The 16808-nt window shown below is 63.4% G+C and carries 18 protein-coding genes; 8 read left to right on the forward strand and 10 right to left on the reverse strand.

All coding sequences use genetic code 11. The annotated features are described in order from the left end of the window. Positions 1 to 397 (reverse strand): DUF3313 domain-containing protein (locus PQR02_RS14465; RefSeq protein WP_408231574.1); only part of this gene is annotated, 397 nt, incomplete at its 3' end. A gap of 91 nt (positions 398 to 488) precedes the next feature. Between PQR02_RS14465 and PQR02_RS14470 the strand changes: the two genes are divergently transcribed. Further along, positions 489 to 2059, forward strand: a protein-coding gene (locus PQR02_RS14470) for an IS3 family transposase (RefSeq protein WP_408231889.1) whose coding sequence is annotated in 2 segments (ribosomal slippage) — positions 489 to 969 and positions 969 to 2059 — 1572 coding nt in all. Because the reading frame shifts where the segments join, the coding sequence is not laid out codon by codon here. Here the strand turns inward: PQR02_RS14470 and PQR02_RS14475 are convergent. Next, the gene (locus PQR02_RS14475) at positions 2035 to 2355 is read right to left on the reverse strand and encodes a DUF3313 family protein (protein ID WP_408231577.1); all 321 of its coding nucleotides are present in this window, start codon (positions 2353 to 2355) and stop codon (positions 2035 to 2037) included. The genes PQR02_RS14470 and PQR02_RS14475 overlap by 25 nt on opposite strands. 1011 nt (positions 2356 to 3366) lie before the next feature. On the opposite strand from PQR02_RS14475, the gene PQR02_RS14480 reads away from it, so the two are divergent. Beyond that, positions 3367 to 3990, forward strand: coding sequence for an MlaC/ttg2D family ABC transporter substrate-binding protein (locus PQR02_RS14480; protein ID WP_408231580.1), 624 nt, complete (start codon positions 3367 to 3369; stop codon positions 3988 to 3990). A gap of 257 nt (positions 3991 to 4247) precedes the next feature. On the opposite strand, the gene PQR02_RS14485 is transcribed toward PQR02_RS14480, so the two are convergent. Together PQR02_RS14485 and PQR02_RS14490 are read right to left on the reverse strand one after the other, a co-directional pair. After that, positions 4248 to 4703, reverse strand: a complete 456-nt coding sequence (locus tag PQR02_RS14485) for a hypothetical protein (protein WP_408231583.1) — start codon at positions 4701 to 4703, stop codon at positions 4248 to 4250. A gap of 332 nt (positions 4704 to 5035) precedes the next feature. Next, positions 5036 to 5890, reverse strand: coding sequence for a DUF2092 domain-containing protein (locus PQR02_RS14490; protein ID WP_408231586.1), 855 nt, complete (start codon positions 5888 to 5890; stop codon positions 5036 to 5038). Positions 5891 to 6309: 419 nt separating this feature from the next. Here PQR02_RS14490 and PQR02_RS14495 point away from each other — a divergent pair, with 419 nt between their 5' ends. The 3 genes from PQR02_RS14495 (at position 6310) to PQR02_RS14505 (ending at position 8823) form a co-directional block, all read left to right on the forward strand. After that, on the forward strand, positions 6310 to 7167 hold the full coding sequence (locus PQR02_RS14495; protein ID WP_408231589.1) for a PA4780 family RIO1-like protein kinase: 858 nt from the start codon (positions 6310 to 6312) through the stop codon (positions 7165 to 7167). 324 nt (positions 7168 to 7491) lie between these two features. Beyond that, entirely contained in the window at positions 7492 to 8436 is a 945-nt protein-coding gene (locus PQR02_RS14500) for a metallophosphoesterase family protein (RefSeq protein ID WP_408231592.1), read from the forward strand. 42 nt (positions 8437 to 8478) lie between these two features. After that, on the forward strand, positions 8479 to 8823 hold the full coding sequence (locus tag PQR02_RS14505) for a cupredoxin domain-containing protein (protein WP_408231595.1): 345 nt from the start codon (positions 8479 to 8481) through the stop codon (positions 8821 to 8823). A 37-nt stretch (positions 8824 to 8860) separates the two neighbouring features. Here the strand turns inward: PQR02_RS14505 and PQR02_RS14510 are convergent, their stop codons facing one another. Both PQR02_RS14510 and PQR02_RS14515 read right to left on the reverse strand, forming a co-directional pair. Continuing rightward, the gene (locus PQR02_RS14510) at positions 8861 to 9694 is read right to left on the reverse strand and encodes an FUSC family protein (RefSeq protein WP_408231598.1); all 834 of its coding nucleotides are present in this window, start codon (positions 9692 to 9694) and stop codon (positions 8861 to 8863) included. A gap of 39 nt (positions 9695 to 9733) precedes the next feature. Next, positions 9734 to 9928, reverse strand: a complete 195-nt coding sequence (locus PQR02_RS14515) for a hypothetical protein (RefSeq protein WP_408231601.1) — start codon at positions 9926 to 9928, stop codon at positions 9734 to 9736. Between the two features lie 518 nt (positions 9929 to 10446). On the opposite strand from PQR02_RS14515, the gene PQR02_RS14520 reads away from it, so the two are divergent. Continuing rightward, positions 10447 to 11328 (forward strand): hypothetical protein, encoded by an 882-nt coding sequence (locus PQR02_RS14520; RefSeq protein ID WP_408231604.1) that lies wholly within the window; start codon positions 10447 to 10449, stop codon positions 11326 to 11328. Then, a complete protein-coding gene (locus PQR02_RS14525; protein WP_408231607.1) occupies positions 11285 to 12448 on the forward strand; it encodes a diguanylate cyclase in 1164 nt (387 codons plus the stop codon). Before PQR02_RS14520 ends, PQR02_RS14525 begins: the two co-directional genes overlap by 44 nt. Here the strand turns inward: PQR02_RS14525 and PQR02_RS14530 are convergent. Continuing rightward, positions 12443 to 12658, reverse strand: a complete 216-nt coding sequence (locus tag PQR02_RS14530) for a DUF1289 domain-containing protein (RefSeq protein ID WP_408231610.1) — start codon at positions 12656 to 12658, stop codon at positions 12443 to 12445. The two genes, PQR02_RS14525 and PQR02_RS14530, sit on opposite strands and share 6 nt — an antisense overlap. A 406-nt stretch (positions 12659 to 13064) precedes the next feature. On the opposite strand from PQR02_RS14530, the gene PQR02_RS14535 reads away from it, so the two are divergent. After that, positions 13065 to 13934 carry a phytochelatin synthase family protein gene (locus PQR02_RS14535; protein WP_408231613.1) on the forward strand — a complete coding sequence of 290 codons (870 nt, stop codon included), beginning with the start codon at positions 13065 to 13067 and terminating at the stop codon, positions 13932 to 13934. Between the two features lie 87 nt (positions 13935 to 14021). Here PQR02_RS14535 and PQR02_RS14540 read toward each other — a convergent pair whose 3' ends face one another. From PQR02_RS14540 to PQR02_RS14550, 3 genes are all read right to left on the reverse strand, one after another. Next, on the reverse strand, positions 14022 to 14669 hold the full coding sequence (locus PQR02_RS14540) for a glutathione S-transferase family protein (RefSeq protein ID WP_408231616.1): 648 nt from the start codon (positions 14667 to 14669) through the stop codon (positions 14022 to 14024). 336 nt (positions 14670 to 15005) lie between these two features. Then, positions 15006 to 16478 (reverse strand): sodium:solute symporter family protein, encoded by a 1473-nt coding sequence (locus PQR02_RS14545; RefSeq protein WP_408231619.1) that lies wholly within the window; start codon positions 16476 to 16478, stop codon positions 15006 to 15008. Continuing rightward, positions 16475 to 16690 carry a DUF3311 domain-containing protein gene (locus PQR02_RS14550; protein ID WP_408231622.1) on the reverse strand — a complete coding sequence of 72 codons (216 nt, stop codon included), beginning with the start codon at positions 16688 to 16690 and terminating at the stop codon, positions 16475 to 16477. The genes PQR02_RS14545 and PQR02_RS14550 overlap by 4 nt, the downstream gene beginning before the upstream one ends. Positions 16691 to 16808 lie beyond the last annotated feature (118 nt).

Here is a 16808-nt window from a genome sequence, read left to right on the forward strand (position 1 = left end):
CAGATCCTGCCAGATCGTCCAGTAACGGCTTCAACGTGTCCAACGTCATGACCTGCACCCTTGCAACCTGAGCGAGGCGCTCGCCTGTCCCAATCCGTACCCTCTCCCCCAGCAACTCACCCGTGACGCTGTCCGTTCCCTCGGCTTCGATCACGATGAAGGCGCGTTGAGGCGTACCACCCGTCGCGGTCCTTAAGGCCATCGTGGCCACAAAGGCCATCGGTACGTACTGATAGGGCTTGAGGCCTTCCCCTTGCGAGGCGACGCTCGTGAACCCGACCCGAAGGTGCAGCACGCCCGGCCCCGGCCGATCGACCATCCTGAATCGCTGACTGAGTGACCGCTTAAGCGTGTCATTGGAGTAGGCGAGAATTTGTTGCAGCGTCTCAGCGCTCACCTGGTCGTTTGGCCTCGGCTCCCCCCCGCGTCACAATAGATGTCGCCTCTGAATTTTCTTGATTTAAAGAGATCAGAGGTACAAGTTGAAGGTGAAACAAACGTATTCTGTCGAGTTTAAAGAGCAGGCGCTATTGAAGGTCTTTCACCGCGGAAGTCGCACCATCGGATCCGTGGCCGATGAATTGAACATGAACGTAATGACCTTGAAGAACTGGATGAAAGGTGCCGCCACATCGACCCGGGGCGATGGATCCGGACACGCAAAACGTGCGGAAGACTGGTTGTTGGAAGAGCGCCTGCTGGCCTTGCAGCAGAGCCATGGGCTGGTCGACGAGGCCCTGAACGCGTGGTGTCGTGAACGGGGCCTGTTTGTCCATCATCTCGAGCAATGGCGCGCGGACTTCTGCGCCGCCGGCGGGACCGGAAGCCGGCGCGAGAGCGCCCAGGAAGTCCGTGAACTGAAGCATGCCAATATGCAACTGCAGCGCGAATTGAACCGCAAGGAGAAAGCGCTGGCTGAAGCCGCGGCGCTGCTGGTGCTGCAAAAAAAGTATCGTGCGCTGTTCGGGGACGAGGCCGAATGACGGCCCTCGAAGAGCGCAAAACATTGATTGGTTTGATCAGCGAGGCGACCATGGGCGGTGCTCGCCAGGCACGCGCGTGTGAGGTGCTGGGGCTGAGCGCCCGGACGGTACAGCGCTGGCAGGGCGCAGAGCCTGACGCGGTGGATGGGCGCTCGTTGCGCTGCTTTGAGCCACCTCACAAGCTGAGCGCTGCCGAACGTGCCGAATTGCTGGCTGTCGCGAACTCAGCCGAATTCGGTCATCTGCCGCCGAGCCAGATCGTTCCACGCCTGGCTGACCAGCAACGCTACATCGCCTCGGAATCGACCTTCTACAGGGTACTCCGCGAGGAGAAGCAACTCGCACACCGGCGCAGTGAACGCCCGACGACCGTGCGCAGCAAGCCGCGCGCCGTCTGTGCCGACGCGCCGAACCAGCTGTACTGCTGGGATATCACTTACCTGCCAAAGACGGTTCGTGGGCAGTATTTCTATCTGTATCTGTTTATGGACGTGTTTAGCCGCATGATCGTCGGCTGGCAGGTCTATGCCGAAGAGAGCAGCGCCCAGGCCAGCGAGGTACTCAAGGATCTCTGTGCGCGTGAAGCAATACAGCCCAACCAGGTCATTCTGCATTCCGATAACGGTGGTCCGATGAAGGGCGCCACGATGCTGGCCACCTTGCAGGCGCTGGGCGTTATGCCGTCATTGAGTCGTCCGGGCGTGAGCAACGACAATCCCTATTCGGAATCGCTGTTCAAAACGCTGAAGTACCGGCCCGCTTATCCGCTGGAGGCGTTCGATACCCTGTTCGCCGCGCGTACCTGGGCTGCCGGGTTGGTGCGCTGGTACAACCACGAACATCGTCACAGCGCGATCCGGTTCGTGACGCCAGCCCAGCGTCATGCCAATCTCGATCAGGACATCCTGGATCGACGTGCGGCGCTCTACGAGACTGCGCGGCAGCGTAATCCGCTGCGCTGGAAAGGCCCCACCCGCAACTGGAAGCGCATACATGCCGTGCATCTGAATCCGGATCGGGCCGACGACGATGGCGTCATTCCACAACCCCGCTACCAGGAGCGAAAAGCCGCCTGAAATTTAATTGTCGAGGCGACAACTACTTTGACAACGGCCGGCTCCGGATAGAAGATGATGGGATCGAGGAATATCGCGTTGTAGTTGGCGGGCGTGAGCTTGGGGCTCACCCAGGCCCGAATGGTCCTACCCTCGCTGTCCTTGGTCTCCCTCAGACGGGAGTAATCCCTCAGGAAACCGGAATTCTCCGCGACGCTTGCTTCAGACCCGGACCCAGACCCCAACCCGCCCGCGCATGCTCCCAAGATTACGGCGACCAAAACGACGCCAATCTTGCCTGAAAACGATTTCTTCATTCTTGCCTCCTCAGTGTCGTTCAGCTTCGGTTTGAATCGAATGTTGTTACAGCACCGTCCGAATAGCGGTGAAGGCGTGCAAAGCACGCGCACGGCCGAAGTGAGACCTGGCGATCGAATCAACCTTGTCGCTGCTCCCCAAGCGGCGGCCGCCGTCCCCTCCTGTCAGCATCAACTGCTGGCGGCAAGGCTTGGTGCCTGGATGCATCGGCTACTTAGCAGGGAGGATAGGTCACAAAGGATGCTGATATCGGACAAAGGTCGGATATCGCCGCGCGGAGCACATCGCTTGTCGTGGATGGTGGTTTGGGCGGACGTGCTGTCGTTGCATGAACCGTCTTGTTTTTCCAAGGTTGGCGGTTTTCGTCTAGATGGGCTGTCGATTGCTATTTGTAATTATTGGCAGCGTCATGTGAAAGCTTGTGGGTGCAAACGTCCGTTGTATCTCGGAATCGGCCGGTCGGGTCGCATCGGTCCATCCGACCGCAACGGGTCGCCAGGTGACCTCCGTCTCTCGCGCCGACGGTCATCCGTTGGCCGCGTTCGTGTTGGCGCGTGTTGGTTCGTCTGCGCGTCTCGCGAAGGTCGTGGAAAATGCCCCGTCGTCATAAACCGTTTTTCACCGACCGTTCATACCTGGCGGGTCGCACCCGCGCCTTTCCTGCCGCAAGACATTCCCTCCGGGTCACCCGCGCCGGGTTAGTGCGGGACGCTCGCCCAGTCCGGCTCAACGTCGCTCAACTCAACCGGGTGTGTTCGCGGATGAATCTCGATTGCCTCAAATGCGCAAACAAGGTTACGTTCACAAAAACGAACTGCAGGGCCTGATAGGGCTGAGCGGTGCCGCACCCGGACCGGCGACCCTCCGACGACCTCGCCGATCGAGCATCGGTCCTTGCTCGGCCAGTCCCGGACCTGCGACAGCGCCGAACGCTGCCGCGACGCGTTCGGGCGTAGATGGGGGATACTTGCGTAGCACCAAGCCAACGCATCCATTCCAGGATTCCGCACATGAAGACACTTCCACTACTGACTCTTTGCACTGCGTTGTTCTCGTTCGGCGGAGCGGCGTACGCGCAAGTCGACCAATCCGAGCCTCAGGTGCTGATCAAGACCGCGACGCAACAGATACTTGACGAGGTGCGCACTCGAGCGATCGCGCCCGACGATATTCCCCGCATCATGGATATCGTAAACCGGGACATTATTCCCTACACCGATTTTCGCCGCACCACATCGCTGGCGATGGGCCGTTACTGGCGGACGGCTACGCCCGCGCAGCAGCAGCAACTGATCGAACAGTTCGAGATGCTCCTGATTCACACGTATTCGGGCGCAATCGGTCAGCTCCGTCCGGACCAACGGATCGACTACCCGCCGATACACATCGCACCGACCGATACGGACGTGGTGGTGCGCACGGTTGCAATCAGGAACGGCGAGCCAGCAGAAATCGACTACCGGCTGTACAGCACGCCGCAGGGCTGGCGGTTGTACGACCTGAACGTGCTCGGCGTCTGGCTAATCCAGACATATCGGCAGCAGTTCAGCGGCAAAATCCAGGAAAGCGGCGTCGACGGTCTGATCCAGTTTCTCTCTGAGCGCAATCAGCAGCTCGCTTCGGGCAAGCAGTAAGTGACCGCTGGCTAGGGTGTCGAGCATGCGCTTACAGCAGAAGATGGAGCGCGCAATGGATGATTCGCGGACGCGGCCCGGGTTGGCTTCAGCCGCGCCCGCGAGAGCATGGAGCCGGCGGAAATTCTCAAGGGCTGTGAAAGGTCTGGATACGGCCCATGAACCGACGTTGGTCCATACTTTCATGCTCGACATTCGAGCGTCGGCTCCGCTCCAGCCAACGGTCAACCGCCGGGCGTGCCGCGAGGCGACCGCGATCAATATCCGGGCGGTGGCGGAACTTGCGTGTACACCACGCCGCCGCTCCCATATCCCGTCGCGTACCAAGTGGCGCCACACTTATAGTACGGCACCTCACTAACGGCGATGGGGGCGACGTTGCACGGCGGCGCGACAGGCGCAGGCGCAGCGACGACGGTGGTGGTTGCGGGTGGCGGCGCGGTTGCGGCAGCTGCCGCACCGACCACCATTGCCCCGGCCACAAATCCGGCCGCCGCAGAACCGCCGTCCCAATCCGAGTTGGAGCAGTTGTTGCAATTGCCATTGTAGTTGTTCTGCACGTTGCTCACGGTCGTAGCCCGCGTGTTCTGCATATCCTTAGCGGTGGATTGACGTGCACTCTGGTTCTGGCTCGACGTAGCCTGGCGCTGGGCCTGGTTCTGGCTCGTGCTCTGCTGGCGGTTCGCCTGGTTCTGGCCGGAGGTTGCCTGCATCGAACTCGCCGAACTCTGGCGCGCACTCTGATTCGCACTTGATGTTGAAGTTGCGGTGCCTTGGCGTGAGGCCTGCCCCTGTTGGGCCGTTCCCTGCCGGCCGCCGCCAGACCGTGCACTGCCTTGCGCAGCGGTTGTGCCGCCGGAAGAGAGCCCTCCAGCCGACGCTGCCCCGCCACGCGAATAGCCTCCTTCGCCGCCACCACCGCCACCGCCACCGCCACGGGCGCCACCACCTCTCTCGCCTCGTGCATCCGCCTGGTTGACCAGCCCCAGCGTGAATACTGCGGCGACCAATGCAGTAATGGCACGGTCCCACGATCCTGTTTTCATCATTTGGCTCCCTTCTTCGCAGACGACTGGCGAGCCGTGGGCGACGCACGCGGAAGCTGTGCTGCGAACGCGACTTTTTGCAGGCCATCTGGAATCTGTGCCGAGAAGGTCGCATCGTCAAGCTGGGGCGCAAGATTCCAGTCGACAAATTCCGCCCAGAACTGAGGCTGGCCCACCGCGTTTTTGTAAGTCAGTACGATCCGCTGCAGCAGTGGCTTGTCGCCATCTGCTACCCACACCTGAAAATCCACCGTATCGGTACGCGCGGCTAGATGGTACGACGCAGTGCCGTAGATACTCGTCTTCTCCACATAGTCCACCGACCGTACCCGGGCTTGCAATTCTTCAGGCAGCCGGTTCAACAGGAGCGCCGCGAGCGGCAGGCGCATGCCGAGATCCTTGACGAAATACACGATGCTCTCGTCCAGCGTGCCTGGTTGCGGCGCCGTCGCATAGACTTTGCTGGCAAGATCGACCAGAACGATCTCTTTCCCGGTGAGCACAACGAGCGTTTTTGCGCCATCGCTGCGCTCGGTTTCCACGCGCATGCGATTGGGCCGGCTCAACGTAACGGTGCGGTATTCGCCGAATTCGATTTTCTGCCCGGACGGCTGCACGGCGTCGTACCCGCTGCGCACACCGACACGAAAGCTCGGCGTCCCGCCAAGGAACTCCGCCATTCTCATTAGAATCGCACGAGCCTGGGTTTGTGAGGCGGTTTCGGGCTCAGCTTGCGCGGCGCGGGCCGCTGGTTCTTTTTGCTCGGAGGCAGAGTAGGCCTGAGGAGCGCTGGTCAGCAGCAAAACCGATACCCAGGTAGCCGTGGATGCGCGGCGCAATATGTTAGTGATCAATTTATTAACTCCTTCTGCTCGAACACCCTTAACACCTGTCGGTCCCGCCCGTATAGAGAATAGTGGATTACAGAGTTTTTACCATGCGAGGAATGCCGATCTATCAGTTGGGAACTTGCCGCAGCGCTCGCGTTGGGGCGAAGGGCAGTCGTGGGGTCGGGTGCTGCACGTCGGGTCAAGCCCCATGCGGCCTGGACTGCGGCGGCAATGCATCCATACCGCGCCGGCAGGAGATTTGCGTCGCCTCGTCCTCGCTTCCCCGTATAATCCGGCATGACTCCATCCGTCTCCCACGCAACAATCCTCCCACCGGCAGCACCGGCCGCTCGATTCACCGGTTTGTCGATCCGTACCTCAGCGGGCCTTTCACCATCCACGCATGTGGAATGTGCGTCTCACGAGCCGCAACTGGCGGCCGTATGAAAATACCCAAACGGCTTGCACCGCTTCTCGAAGAAGGACTCATCGACGAAGTCATCGGCCAGTTGATGAGCGGCAAGGAGGCGACCGTCTACATCGTGCGCAGCGGCGAATCGACGCGCTGCGCAAAGGTCTACAAGGACGCCAGGCAGCGCAGTTTTCGGCAAGGCGCGTCGTATCGGGACGGCCGCAAAGTCAAGAACAGCCGGCAGGCGCGTGCAATGGAAAAAGGTTCGCACTACGGCCGTCAGATGCAGGAAGCGTCATGGCAGAACGCCGAAGTCGACGCGCTGTTCCGGCTCGCCGGCGCGGGTGTGCGCGTGCCGCAACCCTATATCTGTACCGATGGCGTGTTGCTGATGGAACTGGTGGTCGATGGGATGGGTGACGTCGCGCCACGGTTGAACGACGTCGATCTGACCGAAGCCCGCGCCCTCGAATTGCACGCGCTGCTGCTCAACCAGGTTGTCCGCATGCTCTGCGCGGGCGTGATTCACGGCGACCTGTCGGAATACAACATCCTGCTGGCAGCGGATGGGCCGGTGATCATTGATCTGCCTCAAGCCGTCGACGCAGCCGGCAACAACGAAGCCGCCTCGATGCTCAAGCGTGATGTCGACAACCTGGCCGCGTACTTCGGACGTTTCGCACCGCAAATACTCACCGCAAGTTATGGCGCGGAGATCTGGACGCTCTTCGAAGCAGGCCAGCTTCATGTCGATGCCGAACTGACCGGCCGCATCGAGGTCGACACGCGACCTGTGGACCTCGATGGGGTGCTGCAGGAACTCGAAGAGACACGTTTTGAAGAAGACGCGCGAGTGCGGCGACAGCAGGAACTGAGCGCAAGCTGGTGACCGTGCTCGACGTTCCACGAAGCTAGCCCTGACGAGAAGGTGTTCGCCGCCCGGCCCAGTGGGGGTCGTTCGACCTCGCCTTTCTATATCGCCGTCTATATCGCCGTCAATCGGGGCGGCAAATTCCAGAGTCACGCTCGCGATCGCCAGCCGCATTCCGGCAATCTGCCTGGCAGGGCGAAATTGATGGGCCAGTCCATCGCTCAGAACCACCCCCACTCCCGGGAATAAAACCCGCACCCCCGCAGTCATGCCTCATGAACCGAGTCGCAAACGCCGCCGGACGATCCCGGTGTGCGTGCGAATCCTTATCGTGAGGTCACCATGTCGTCACATCATTCATTCGATCCGGCGCGTCGCGGCGCGCTGAAATGCCTTGCTTTCGGCGGTCTGGGGACCGTGTTCGTGCTGTCGGGCGGAGTGCTCACGCCGGTCGAACTAGCGCTTGCCGCCGACGCGAAAACATCCGCGGCAACGACGGGCGTGCCGCTCTTCCTGCAGATTAGCGACACGCACATCGGCTTTAACAAGGAAGCCAACCCGGACGTCGCGGGCACGCTCAAACAGACGATCGACTTCGTCAACGCGATGCCGGTCAAGCCCGCGCTGACCATCCATACCGGCGATATCACGCATCTGTCGAAGCCCGCCGAGTTCGATCTCGCCGCGCAGTTGATGTCGGGTCTGAAGATCACCGAACTGCATACCGTGCCCGGCGAGCATGACGTGACGGATGGCCCCGGCGCCGAGTACTTCAGCCGCTTCGGCCAGGCGTCGGACAACAAGGGCTATTACAGCTTCGACCATCAGGGCGTGCACTTCGTCGGCCTCGTCAACGTAATGCATTTCAAGCAGAACGGCCTGGGCGGCCTCGGCGACGATCAGCTCGAATGGCTCGAAAGCGATCTCAAGGCACGCTCGTCGAGCACGCCGATCGTCGTCTTCGCGCACATGCCGATGTGGACGATCTACGCGCCCTGGGGCTGGGGCACCGGCGACGCCGGCCAGGCGATGAGTTACCTGAAGCGCTTCGGCTCGGTGACGGTGCTCAACGGCCACATTCACCAGATCGTGTCGAAAGTGGAAGGCAATATCACCTTCCACACCGCACGGTCGACGGCCTATCCGCAGCCGACAGCCGGCCAGGGCGAGGGCCCCGGTCCGCTGAAAGTGGCAAGCGACCAGCTACCCAGAATGCTCGGCGTGACCAGTGTCAGCATCGCGCGTCATCCGGTGAAGGCCACGCTGGCCGACAGGACGTTGGTCTGATAGCCGATTCATTTCACGCATTTCACGTTCAGGAGATCAGTCATGCCAACTATCCGGATTGGCCGCGCGCTTTTGGTGCTGCTCGGCGGCTTTGCGGTGATCGCCGCGTCGGCCGCGATGTGCGTGGCGCGCGCGGAAACGCCCAACGCGGTCATCATCAAGAACTTCATGTTTACGCCAATGGCGCTCACGATCAAGACCGGGTCGACCGTGACCTGGAAGAATCTGGACGGCGAGCCGCACACGGTCGTCAACGATGCCGGCATGTTCCGTTCCGCTGCGCTCGACCAGAACGATTCCTATCAGTACAAATTCGACAAGCCCGGCGTCTATCACGTGTTTTGCGGCATCCATCCGAACATGAAGGAGACGATCACCGTGCAATGAGCGGCGCGGCGTCATGCGCATGGACTCGGGCCGGCGCTCATGCGGTATGCAGTTCGCTGAGGCGGCAAAGCAGAATGCCGTAGCCGGTCAGGTGGCCGAGGTACACGCTCGTGAATACGTTGGACGCGGGCAGATCTTCGATCAGGTGGCGCAACTCTTCCATGTGCAGCGGCGGCGCCGGCAACGGCGGCCGTTCGACCCGCAGGTCGGCCGCCCCGGCCAGCAGGCGGTGCGCCGCCACCAGCGTGCCGAGCCGCGCGAGGAAGGCTTCGCGCCATGTTGCATCGAGCGCGGCGAACTGATCGTGGAACGTATCCATCGTCTCCAGGAAGTTGACGAGCGAGTCGAAGGTTTCCTGATAGCACGCGAAGAGCGGCGCGCGGGCCCGGTTGCGCTTCAGGTGAGGCGAGCCCCACGCCTGCTCGCTATCCGTCTTCAACAACAGGTGCGCCTGTTTGAGATTGGTGCTCAGCGCGCGCAGTTCGGCCGCGGCCGGTTTGATCTGCGCGCGCTCGAGCTTGCCGGCGGCCAGGTGCGCGAGCGTGCCGGTCGAGTGCTCGTTGCCGTCGTTGACGAGCGTGTTCGCCCAGTAGCCGTGGTCGGGCGGAAACGCCACCTGCTGAATGATGAAGCCAAGCAGCATGCCGAGCACCACGCCGATCAGCCGCTGTTCGAGCAGCGGCAGGTGTTCGCCGGTGTAGAGGACGAGTGTCATCGGCACCGTGACGCTGGTCATCTGGAACAACGATGGCCTCAGGCCGACGATGCCGAAGATCACCACCGGCAGCCGCAGCGCGCCGAGCCACAGATGCGGCGCGGTCAGCCAGATGAGCAGCGTGCCCAGGGGCATCGCGACGACGTTGGACAGCACGCGCTTGTAGAAATAGCTTCTGGCCGCCGAAATCGAGCTTCACAGCGCCAGCGTCAGCATCGCCGAACCGGCGAGGGACACAGCGGCGTCGGGATAGCCGAGCACCGAAGGGATTGCGAAACCGATCCACAGGCCCAGCGTGAGCTTCGTGTATTTCGCCGTTTCGGAGAGCGAAAAGCGCGCGAGGGCGCGGCGAAATGGCGTGAGCGGCTGATGGGTGTAGGCGTTGGGCATGGTTTTCGTACTGACCGATAACGGTAAGCGAGGCGCGTTGGCGGGGGACGAGTCATCACCAATGCGCGGGCGCTTTTTCGGGAATCTGCACAGTAGCAGGTGTCGCGAACTGCGCGTCGCGCGGACCGCGTTTCAGGCTTTGGCTGCAAAGAGGGCGCGTGAGGAGCGTGTAAAGCGAACAGGCCAGCGGCTGGGCGTAGTTGTTGCGGGTTGCAGGGCGACAGCGACCGGCTGTGCTGCGGACCGCATGGCGGCGCCAGTCGAAACCGTTGGCACGGCTCACGGCGTGAGTCCGCCGTTGAATCTTTTACCGGTTCCCTGCGGAAAGGGCGGTGTTGCGTGGCGGCGTTCAAAGCAATGCGCTCGTGTTGTCGTCGGCTCAGGAGCGAGTTACATTCGTCTAGCGGCGCTTGCATCGACCTTGCGATGTCGTGTGATCGAAGTCCGATGGGGGTCTGCGGTTGGGACCTGTGGTGGGCCAGGAAGACAGACGTGGGACGTACTTCGGAGCTAGTGCGATGGCTAACGATACCGACTTGCCTTACTCAGACCCAAAGGGCCGGGATGAGGGTTTCGAAGACCGCGACCCGTATCGAGCGAATGCGCCGCCGGCACGCTTTGGCCGTCTCGCGCTCTGCACGGCCGCTGCCGGTGCGCTGGCGTTCGGTGTGCTGGGGACGGTGGCTTACAGCGTCTGGTTCAATCACGAGCAGCAGGCGTACGCCGAGGCCATCGCGACGGCGCGACAGGCGCTCGGCATTCGAGGGTCGGCGGCGGCCAGCGTATCCGCGCGGCAGCCCGCGCCGCAAGCCGTGATGGCCGCGACGACGCAAGCGGCAGCAGCCGCAGCCGCGGATCCATCCGTGAGAGCCACAGCAGCAATACCCGGCGCGCCCGCAACGGTGACGCCGCACGGCGCAGCCACCGCGAACGCATTGACGAATACAACGTCGACCGAGGAAATAGCCGCGGCGCAGGCTCGCGAAGAGGGCGGCAAGGGGGCGGTCTGGTCGGGCCAGGTGGCGCGAGCCCCGGCGGCATCGGCAACGATGCTCGCCGACGCCGCAGTTATCGGCAACACAGCCGCCGACACCCGGCCTGCCGACACCACACTCGCCGACAACACCCACCCGAGCCCGGCAACCCCGCCAACACCCGCGCCTTCGCCTCGCCGCAACAACCGGCGCGCAACGAACGCCGATCCCGCCGCGCAGCCGTCCGCCGCAAGCCGAACCGCCAGAGACGCACGGATTGCGCAACAGGAGCGCAATGGCTCGGCGGCGAAGGCGGCGCAGCAGAGGAGCAGTCTGTTCGCGCGGATGGAGCTGTTCTTTCGACGCGTGAGCTATCGGCAACATGACAGCGGACGGCAGCAACAAGACATCTACTCGCATCCATGAACTGCGGCGGACCCGGCACGTGACGCGCGGACCCGTCCTGGCGATGCGCTTCAGGCCAGGTCCGGCGACTGTCGCGGTCGCGTCGATGCTGTGTTTGCTGCTAGGCCTGCTGTACCTAGCGATTCAGATCAGGACCGTCTTTTCGGATCAGTTGAAACAGGAATACGCGAGCCTCGTTCTCGACGCGGCCGCACGCGCCGAGAGCGCGCGTGAACAACTCGGCGTCTGGCAACACATGTCCGAACGCAGTGCGGCCCGCGCGCAGGACTACCAGCGCGCTCGCGCCGAGTTCACCCAGCGCCTCGCGTCACTCGCCGCGCTGGTGAACGCGAGCCCGGCCCCGGCGCCGCACTTTCCGGCCGCCACGCTGACCCCGGCCGCCAACCTCACCGTTACCGAAGCGATGCTCGCCGACGTCTCCGCTTACTGGCGCGCGCAACGCGACGCCGACAGCGCCGACGTGCGCGTGCGGATCACGCATGTCGCGCGCACGCTGATCGCGCTGGCGGCGCTGCTGTTCTGCATGCTGATCACGGCCGTGGGCATGTACGCCAAACGCAATCGACAACTCGCGGGCCAGTCGCACGAGTTCGAGCATGCGTCGCTGCACGATTCGCTGACCGGCTTGCCGAACCGGCGCAAACTGCTGGCCGCGCTCGAACAGGCCGCGGCCAGCGCGCGCGCCGCTACGCCGGCTCGCAGCATCGCGGTGCTGTATGTCGATCTGGACGGCTTCAAGCAGGTCAACGATTCGCTCGGCCATCTTGCTGGCGACGACTTCCTGGTCGCGGTCTCCATCTGTTTTCGCGAATCGATGCGTGAGGCCGAACTCGTCGCGCGCATCGGCGGCGACGAATTCGCGGTGCTGGTCAGCGCGTATGCGACCCACGCAAAGCTTGCCGACATCGCGCGGCGGCTGATTGCGTGCGTGGTGCACATCGACGAGCAGATGGGACTCGGCCTCGTGCGCGCCAGCATCGGCATTGCGTGCTTTCCCGAGCCCGTCGACGACTACCGCCGCCTCGTCGCCGCCGCCGACGACGCGATGTATCAGGTCAAACGCAGCGGCAAGAACGGCTTCGCGTTCGTCACGCCGGCGAAGCGGCCGGCCGGTTCATGATGTTTGCGGCGCGGACGTTTGCGTAGCGGGCGCCGCGGTGGCGGGCAGTTTTGCCGCACGGCGCGCGCGGTCGTTGATGATCTCGTGACGCCGGTGATCCGTCATGCCTTTCCATTCGCGGATTTCTTCGCGGGTACGCAGGCAGCCGACGCAGAAACCCGATTGGCCGTCGATTCTGCAAACGTCGACGCACGGTGATTGAATTGCCATGTCTGGACATGAATTGCGGTGGAATGAATGTCGACGGCGGCGTGCGACAACCGCCGAATCGTTTCAGTGACGCGTGCTGAAACGATGCAGGCACTGGACTCGCCGTAGCGGTCGAACTGCGCCGCGTTCGTCGCCGTTGCTCGCGTCGACGAGATGATTCGCGCTGCGGCCCATGCCGTTGAACAGCGTTCGTTTCTCGCGACCCGTGCAAGCCACGACATCGCTGCCCGCGCAAGGCCGGCGAGTATATCCGATGCGCGAGCATGCGCCACGGATGCTGCATATGCATCAGCAGCGTCGCGCACGCGCCGTAGTGTTTCGTGTTAAAAAACCGGAGCGCCGTCGGCATGGCAAAGCTTGCGCCGGCGGCCGTGGCAACTCCGATTCATTCGCAGCGGAAGGGGCAATGTCCAAAGATTCGTCGATGCGCATCGTCACGCGCATGAGCCGGGCCGAGTGGTTCGTGGCTACCGTCGCGGCAGCGTTGGCCGCCTGTGCGCCGTTGCCGCCAACCACAAGCCAGGGCGACGGTCATCCGCCAATGGCCGCTCAGGTCAGCGCGCAAAGCCTGGCGCAGGCGTCGCCGTCAGCTTCCCCGCCAGTCGCGGCGCGTGCGGCCGAAGGACCGTTGCCCGTCCCGGCCAACCTGGTCCCGTTGACGCAGCCGGCGGGACAGAAGCGGCTGATGTCCACCGCGTACAACGAGGCGTACTGGCCGCTCGCGCAATACTTCGAAACGCAGCGCAACGAGGCTTACTGCTCGGTGGCGACCTCGGTGATGGCGCTCAACGCGCTGGGCATTCGCCGTCCCGAGTCGAGCCAGTATCCGGACTATCCGTTTTTCTCGCAGCAGGATTTCTTTCGCGGCATCGATGCGCAGGTGGCGAACGCCGCGCAGGTCTCGAAGGAAGGCATGACGCTCGATCAGCTCAGCGCGGCGCTGGGCGCGTTTCCCGTCGAGGTGACGAAGTTCCACGCCGCCGACCTGACGCCCGATCGCTTTCGCGATCTGATTCGCGACACCGTGGTTCGCCACGATCGCTTCGCGTTGCTGAACTTCAGGCGTGCGGAGATCGGCGAGGCGGGCGGCGGGCACTGGTCGCCGCTCGCCGCATACGACCCCGCGAGCGACAGCGTGTTGCTGCTCGATGTCGCGCGGTACAAGTATCCGGCCGTGTGGGTGCCGCTCGCGCAACTGTACGCGGCTGCGCGGGCGGTCGACAGCGTGAGTGGATTGTCGCGCGGACTGGTGATCGTAGGAAGGCGGCCGGATTGATCCGAGTTTGCGGGCACGTGGCGCAAGCGGTGCCGCTTGCGTGGCACTCGCGTTGAACACCGCAAGAGCGCGCCCGCGCCCATCAGCTCAACGCTCCTCGTTGCGCCACTCCGTCAGCCTTTCCCGCGCATTCAATTCGATAAACGACGGCAATGCCCGCAGCCCGCGAATATAGCGCGCGAGATGCGGCCAGCTCATCGCGGGACGCGGCATGTTGCGGGTCCAGCGCATCAACATCACCGCCAGCAGGTCCGCCGTGCTGAGCGTGTCGCCAACCAGGTAGCCGCGCCCATCCGCGAGCCGCGCGTCGAGCTGGTCGCACGCCTGTTCGATCCGGCGCCGCGCGAGCGCGCGAACCGCTTCGGCGCCCGCGGGATCGCCATCGCTGTCGGCATAGAACCAGTCGCGCATCGCGGGCAGGAGCGTGTTGGCGAGATAGATCATCGACTCCAGCCACGCGGGCCGCTCCGCCGAACCCGGTGCGGGCGCGAGCGCGGCCTCCGGATGCCGCTCGGCCAGCAGTATCAGCAACGCGGCCGATTCGTGGCGCGGTGAGCCGTCGACGACGAGCGTCGGCACGCGTCCGCTCGGATTGAGCAACAGGTATTGCGGATCGTGCTGCTGGCCCGCGTCGATATCGACGAGGCGCGCTTCGAACGGGACGCGCATTTCGATCAGCATCCAGTGGACGGCCATGCTCGCCGCGCCCGGCGAGTAGTAGAGAACATAGGACATGCATCGGCTCCGCGTGTCGATTGGTTTTGGCGGCCTTCATCGGCTCTTGATGCACGCGTAGTTTAACGGCGTCCGCGAGAAGATCGAGCGCCGTTGGGGAAAGCTTCGCATTTGCTTTGCACTGCGCAAGAGGCGTCGTTTGCACGGAGGCGCGCTTCACACGCGACGCGTTTTTTCAGCCGTGTGTAGATTCGACTTTCGATCGGGGCGGCATCGTCGTGCCGCCCGATCGTGCGCATGCGCAAATCATCAAGCCGGAGAAACAGCAAGGGGCTGTCGCCGCAAGCGAACAGCCCCTTCGGGTACTACCACGCGAACAGTGTGTCAGTGCAGCGCTCAGTGAACCGATGCGTGCGTCTGCTCGACCGGCCGCGGCTGCGTCACCGCGCTCACCACCACGAACACGACCACGTTCACCGCCAGCGCGAGGAAGCCGATGTTCACGTCCTTCAACGCATCGGGCAGGAACGGCATCAACTGGCCGATGCTCCAGTGCAGCGTGGTCGTCAGCGTGACCACCGCGACGCCCGCCAGGATTCCGCAGAAGGCGCCCTGTTTGGTCGCGCGGTTACGCGGGAACAGGCTGCAGATCACCGCGGGGAAGAGCTGCGTCACGAAGCTGTAGCCCATCAGCAGCAACGCGACGATCGTCTCGCCGCCGTGCAGCGTGAAGCCCACCGCCACCAGCGCGACCACCGGCACCAGCACGCGCGCGAGCAGCGCCACCGACGCATCTGACGCGCCGCGGTTCACCATGCCGCGATACACGTCGTTGGCGAGCAGCGTCGACGCCGACGTGAGGATCATCGAGCCCGGCACCAGCGCGGTCAGAATGCCAGCCGCGCCGATCACGCCGACGAACCACGGGTCGAAGGTCTGCAACGACAGGCGGAACAGCGACAGATCGATGTCGCCGCCCGTCAGGCCCGGCACCCGCAGCGTCGCCGCAAAGCCGACGAAGAACACGAACAGCAGGATCAGCTGATACAGCGGCAGCACGATCGCATTGCGGCGGAAGATGCGCTCGTCCTTGGCGGTGAAGATCGAGCCGAACGTGTGCGGCCACATGAAGAAGCCGAGCGCCGTCAGCAGCACGGTCGACTGGAACCACGTCACGCTCGAACCGCGCGCCGGGAACGCGAGGAAGCCGGGGCGGGCGGCGTCGATCGCGCGGAACATGCCGGCGAGGCCGCCGTAGTAGTGCAGCGGCAGATAGATGCCGAGGAACAGCACGATCGCGAGGATCAGCACGTCCTTCACCACCGAATTCCACGCGGAGCCGCGCACGCCGGAGACGATCACATAAGCCGTCACGACGCAGGCGCCGATCCACACGGCCGCCGTCGACGAGATCGCACCGTACGACGCGGTCGCGACGATGATGCCGAGCCCCTTCAGTTGCAACACGAGGTACGGAATCAGCGCGGCCACGCCGACCATCGCGACCAGCGTGCCGAGCGCCGGACTGTCGTATTTGCGCGAGAAGAAGTGCGGCTGCGAGACGAGGCGCTGCTTCTTCGCGTAACGCCAGATGGGCGGCAGCATCCAGTACGACAGGATGTACGCGAGCGTGCCGTACGCGAGGATGTAGTAGACCGGCGCGCCCTTGCCGTATGCGAAGCCGCTGCCGCCGAGGAAGGTGAAGGTTGTGTAGATTTCGCCGGCCATCAGCAGGAACACGAAGGCGGTGCCGAAGCTGCGGCCGCCCACGCTCCACTGTTCGAGGCTCATGTCGTGGCCGCGCCGCGCGCGCACGCCGAGATAGAGGGCGAACAGCGTGACGGCCGCGATGATGACGAGTGCGCTCACGTTCGGACCTCCTCGCCATCGGCGGCGACATGGCGGTTGGACGGGTCCAGACGGTAGACGATCGCCATGATGATCGAACTCAGCACCACCCACATGACGATCCAGGCTAGCACGAACGGCATCCCGAGCATCAGCGGCTCGACTCGGTTCACAAACGGGACGCCGAGCAGGATGCCGATGAACGGCAGCGCGGCGAGTGCACGAAGCAACATAGGGGCAACTCCTCGAACGGTTAAGTACGTCTCGTAGAAAGGTACGTCTCGTAGAAAGCGCGGCGTCGCTGAGGACTGTATGCCTGTTAGTTTGCTTACGTAAAGGGGTACAAAAAAG

Source organism: Paraburkholderia sediminicola, from assembly GCF_046026895.1.
GTDB classification, from domain to species: Bacteria; Pseudomonadota; Gammaproteobacteria; order Burkholderiales; family Burkholderiaceae; genus Paraburkholderia; species Paraburkholderia sediminicola_C.

Bases quoted from the DNA above. Each gene is read 5' to 3' on its own strand.
- PQR02_RS14505 (WP_408231595.1), top strand. From the start codon at position 8,479: ATGCCAACTATCCGGATTGGCCGCGCGCTTTTGGTGCTGCTCGGCGGC.
- PQR02_RS14530 (WP_408231610.1), bottom strand. From the start codon at position 12,658: ATGGCAATTCAATCACCGTGCGTCGACGTTTGCAGAATCGACGGCCAA.
- PQR02_RS14550 (WP_408231622.1), bottom strand. From the start codon at position 16,690: ATGTTGCTTCGTGCACTCGCCGCGCTGCCGTTCATCGGCATCCTGCTC.
- PQR02_RS14525 (WP_408231607.1), top strand. From the start codon at position 11,285: ATGACAGCGGACGGCAGCAACAAGACATCTACTCGCATCCATGAACTG.
- PQR02_RS14495 (WP_408231589.1), top strand. From the start codon at position 6,310: ATGAAAATACCCAAACGGCTTGCACCGCTTCTCGAAGAAGGACTCATC.
- PQR02_RS14515 (WP_408231601.1), bottom strand. From the start codon at position 9,928: ATGCCCAACGCCTACACCCATCAGCCGCTCACGCCATTTCGCCGCGCC.
- PQR02_RS14520 (WP_408231604.1), top strand. From the start codon at position 10,447: ATGGCTAACGATACCGACTTGCCTTACTCAGACCCAAAGGGCCGGGAT.
- PQR02_RS14540 (WP_408231616.1), bottom strand. From the start codon at position 14,669: ATGTCCTATGTTCTCTACTACTCGCCGGGCGCGGCGAGCATGGCCGTC.
- PQR02_RS14480 (WP_408231580.1), top strand. From the start codon at position 3,367: ATGAAGACACTTCCACTACTGACTCTTTGCACTGCGTTGTTCTCGTTC.
- PQR02_RS14485 (WP_408231583.1), bottom strand. From the start codon at position 4,703: ATGCAGGCAACCTCCGGCCAGAACCAGGCGAACCGCCAGCAGAGCACG.
- PQR02_RS14475 (WP_408231577.1), bottom strand. From the start codon at position 2,355: ATGAAGAAATCGTTTTCAGGCAAGATTGGCGTCGTTTTGGTCGCCGTA.
- PQR02_RS14500 (WP_408231592.1), top strand. From the start codon at position 7,492: ATGTCGTCACATCATTCATTCGATCCGGCGCGTCGCGGCGCGCTGAAA.
- PQR02_RS14535 (WP_408231613.1), top strand. From the start codon at position 13,065: ATGTCCAAAGATTCGTCGATGCGCATCGTCACGCGCATGAGCCGGGCC.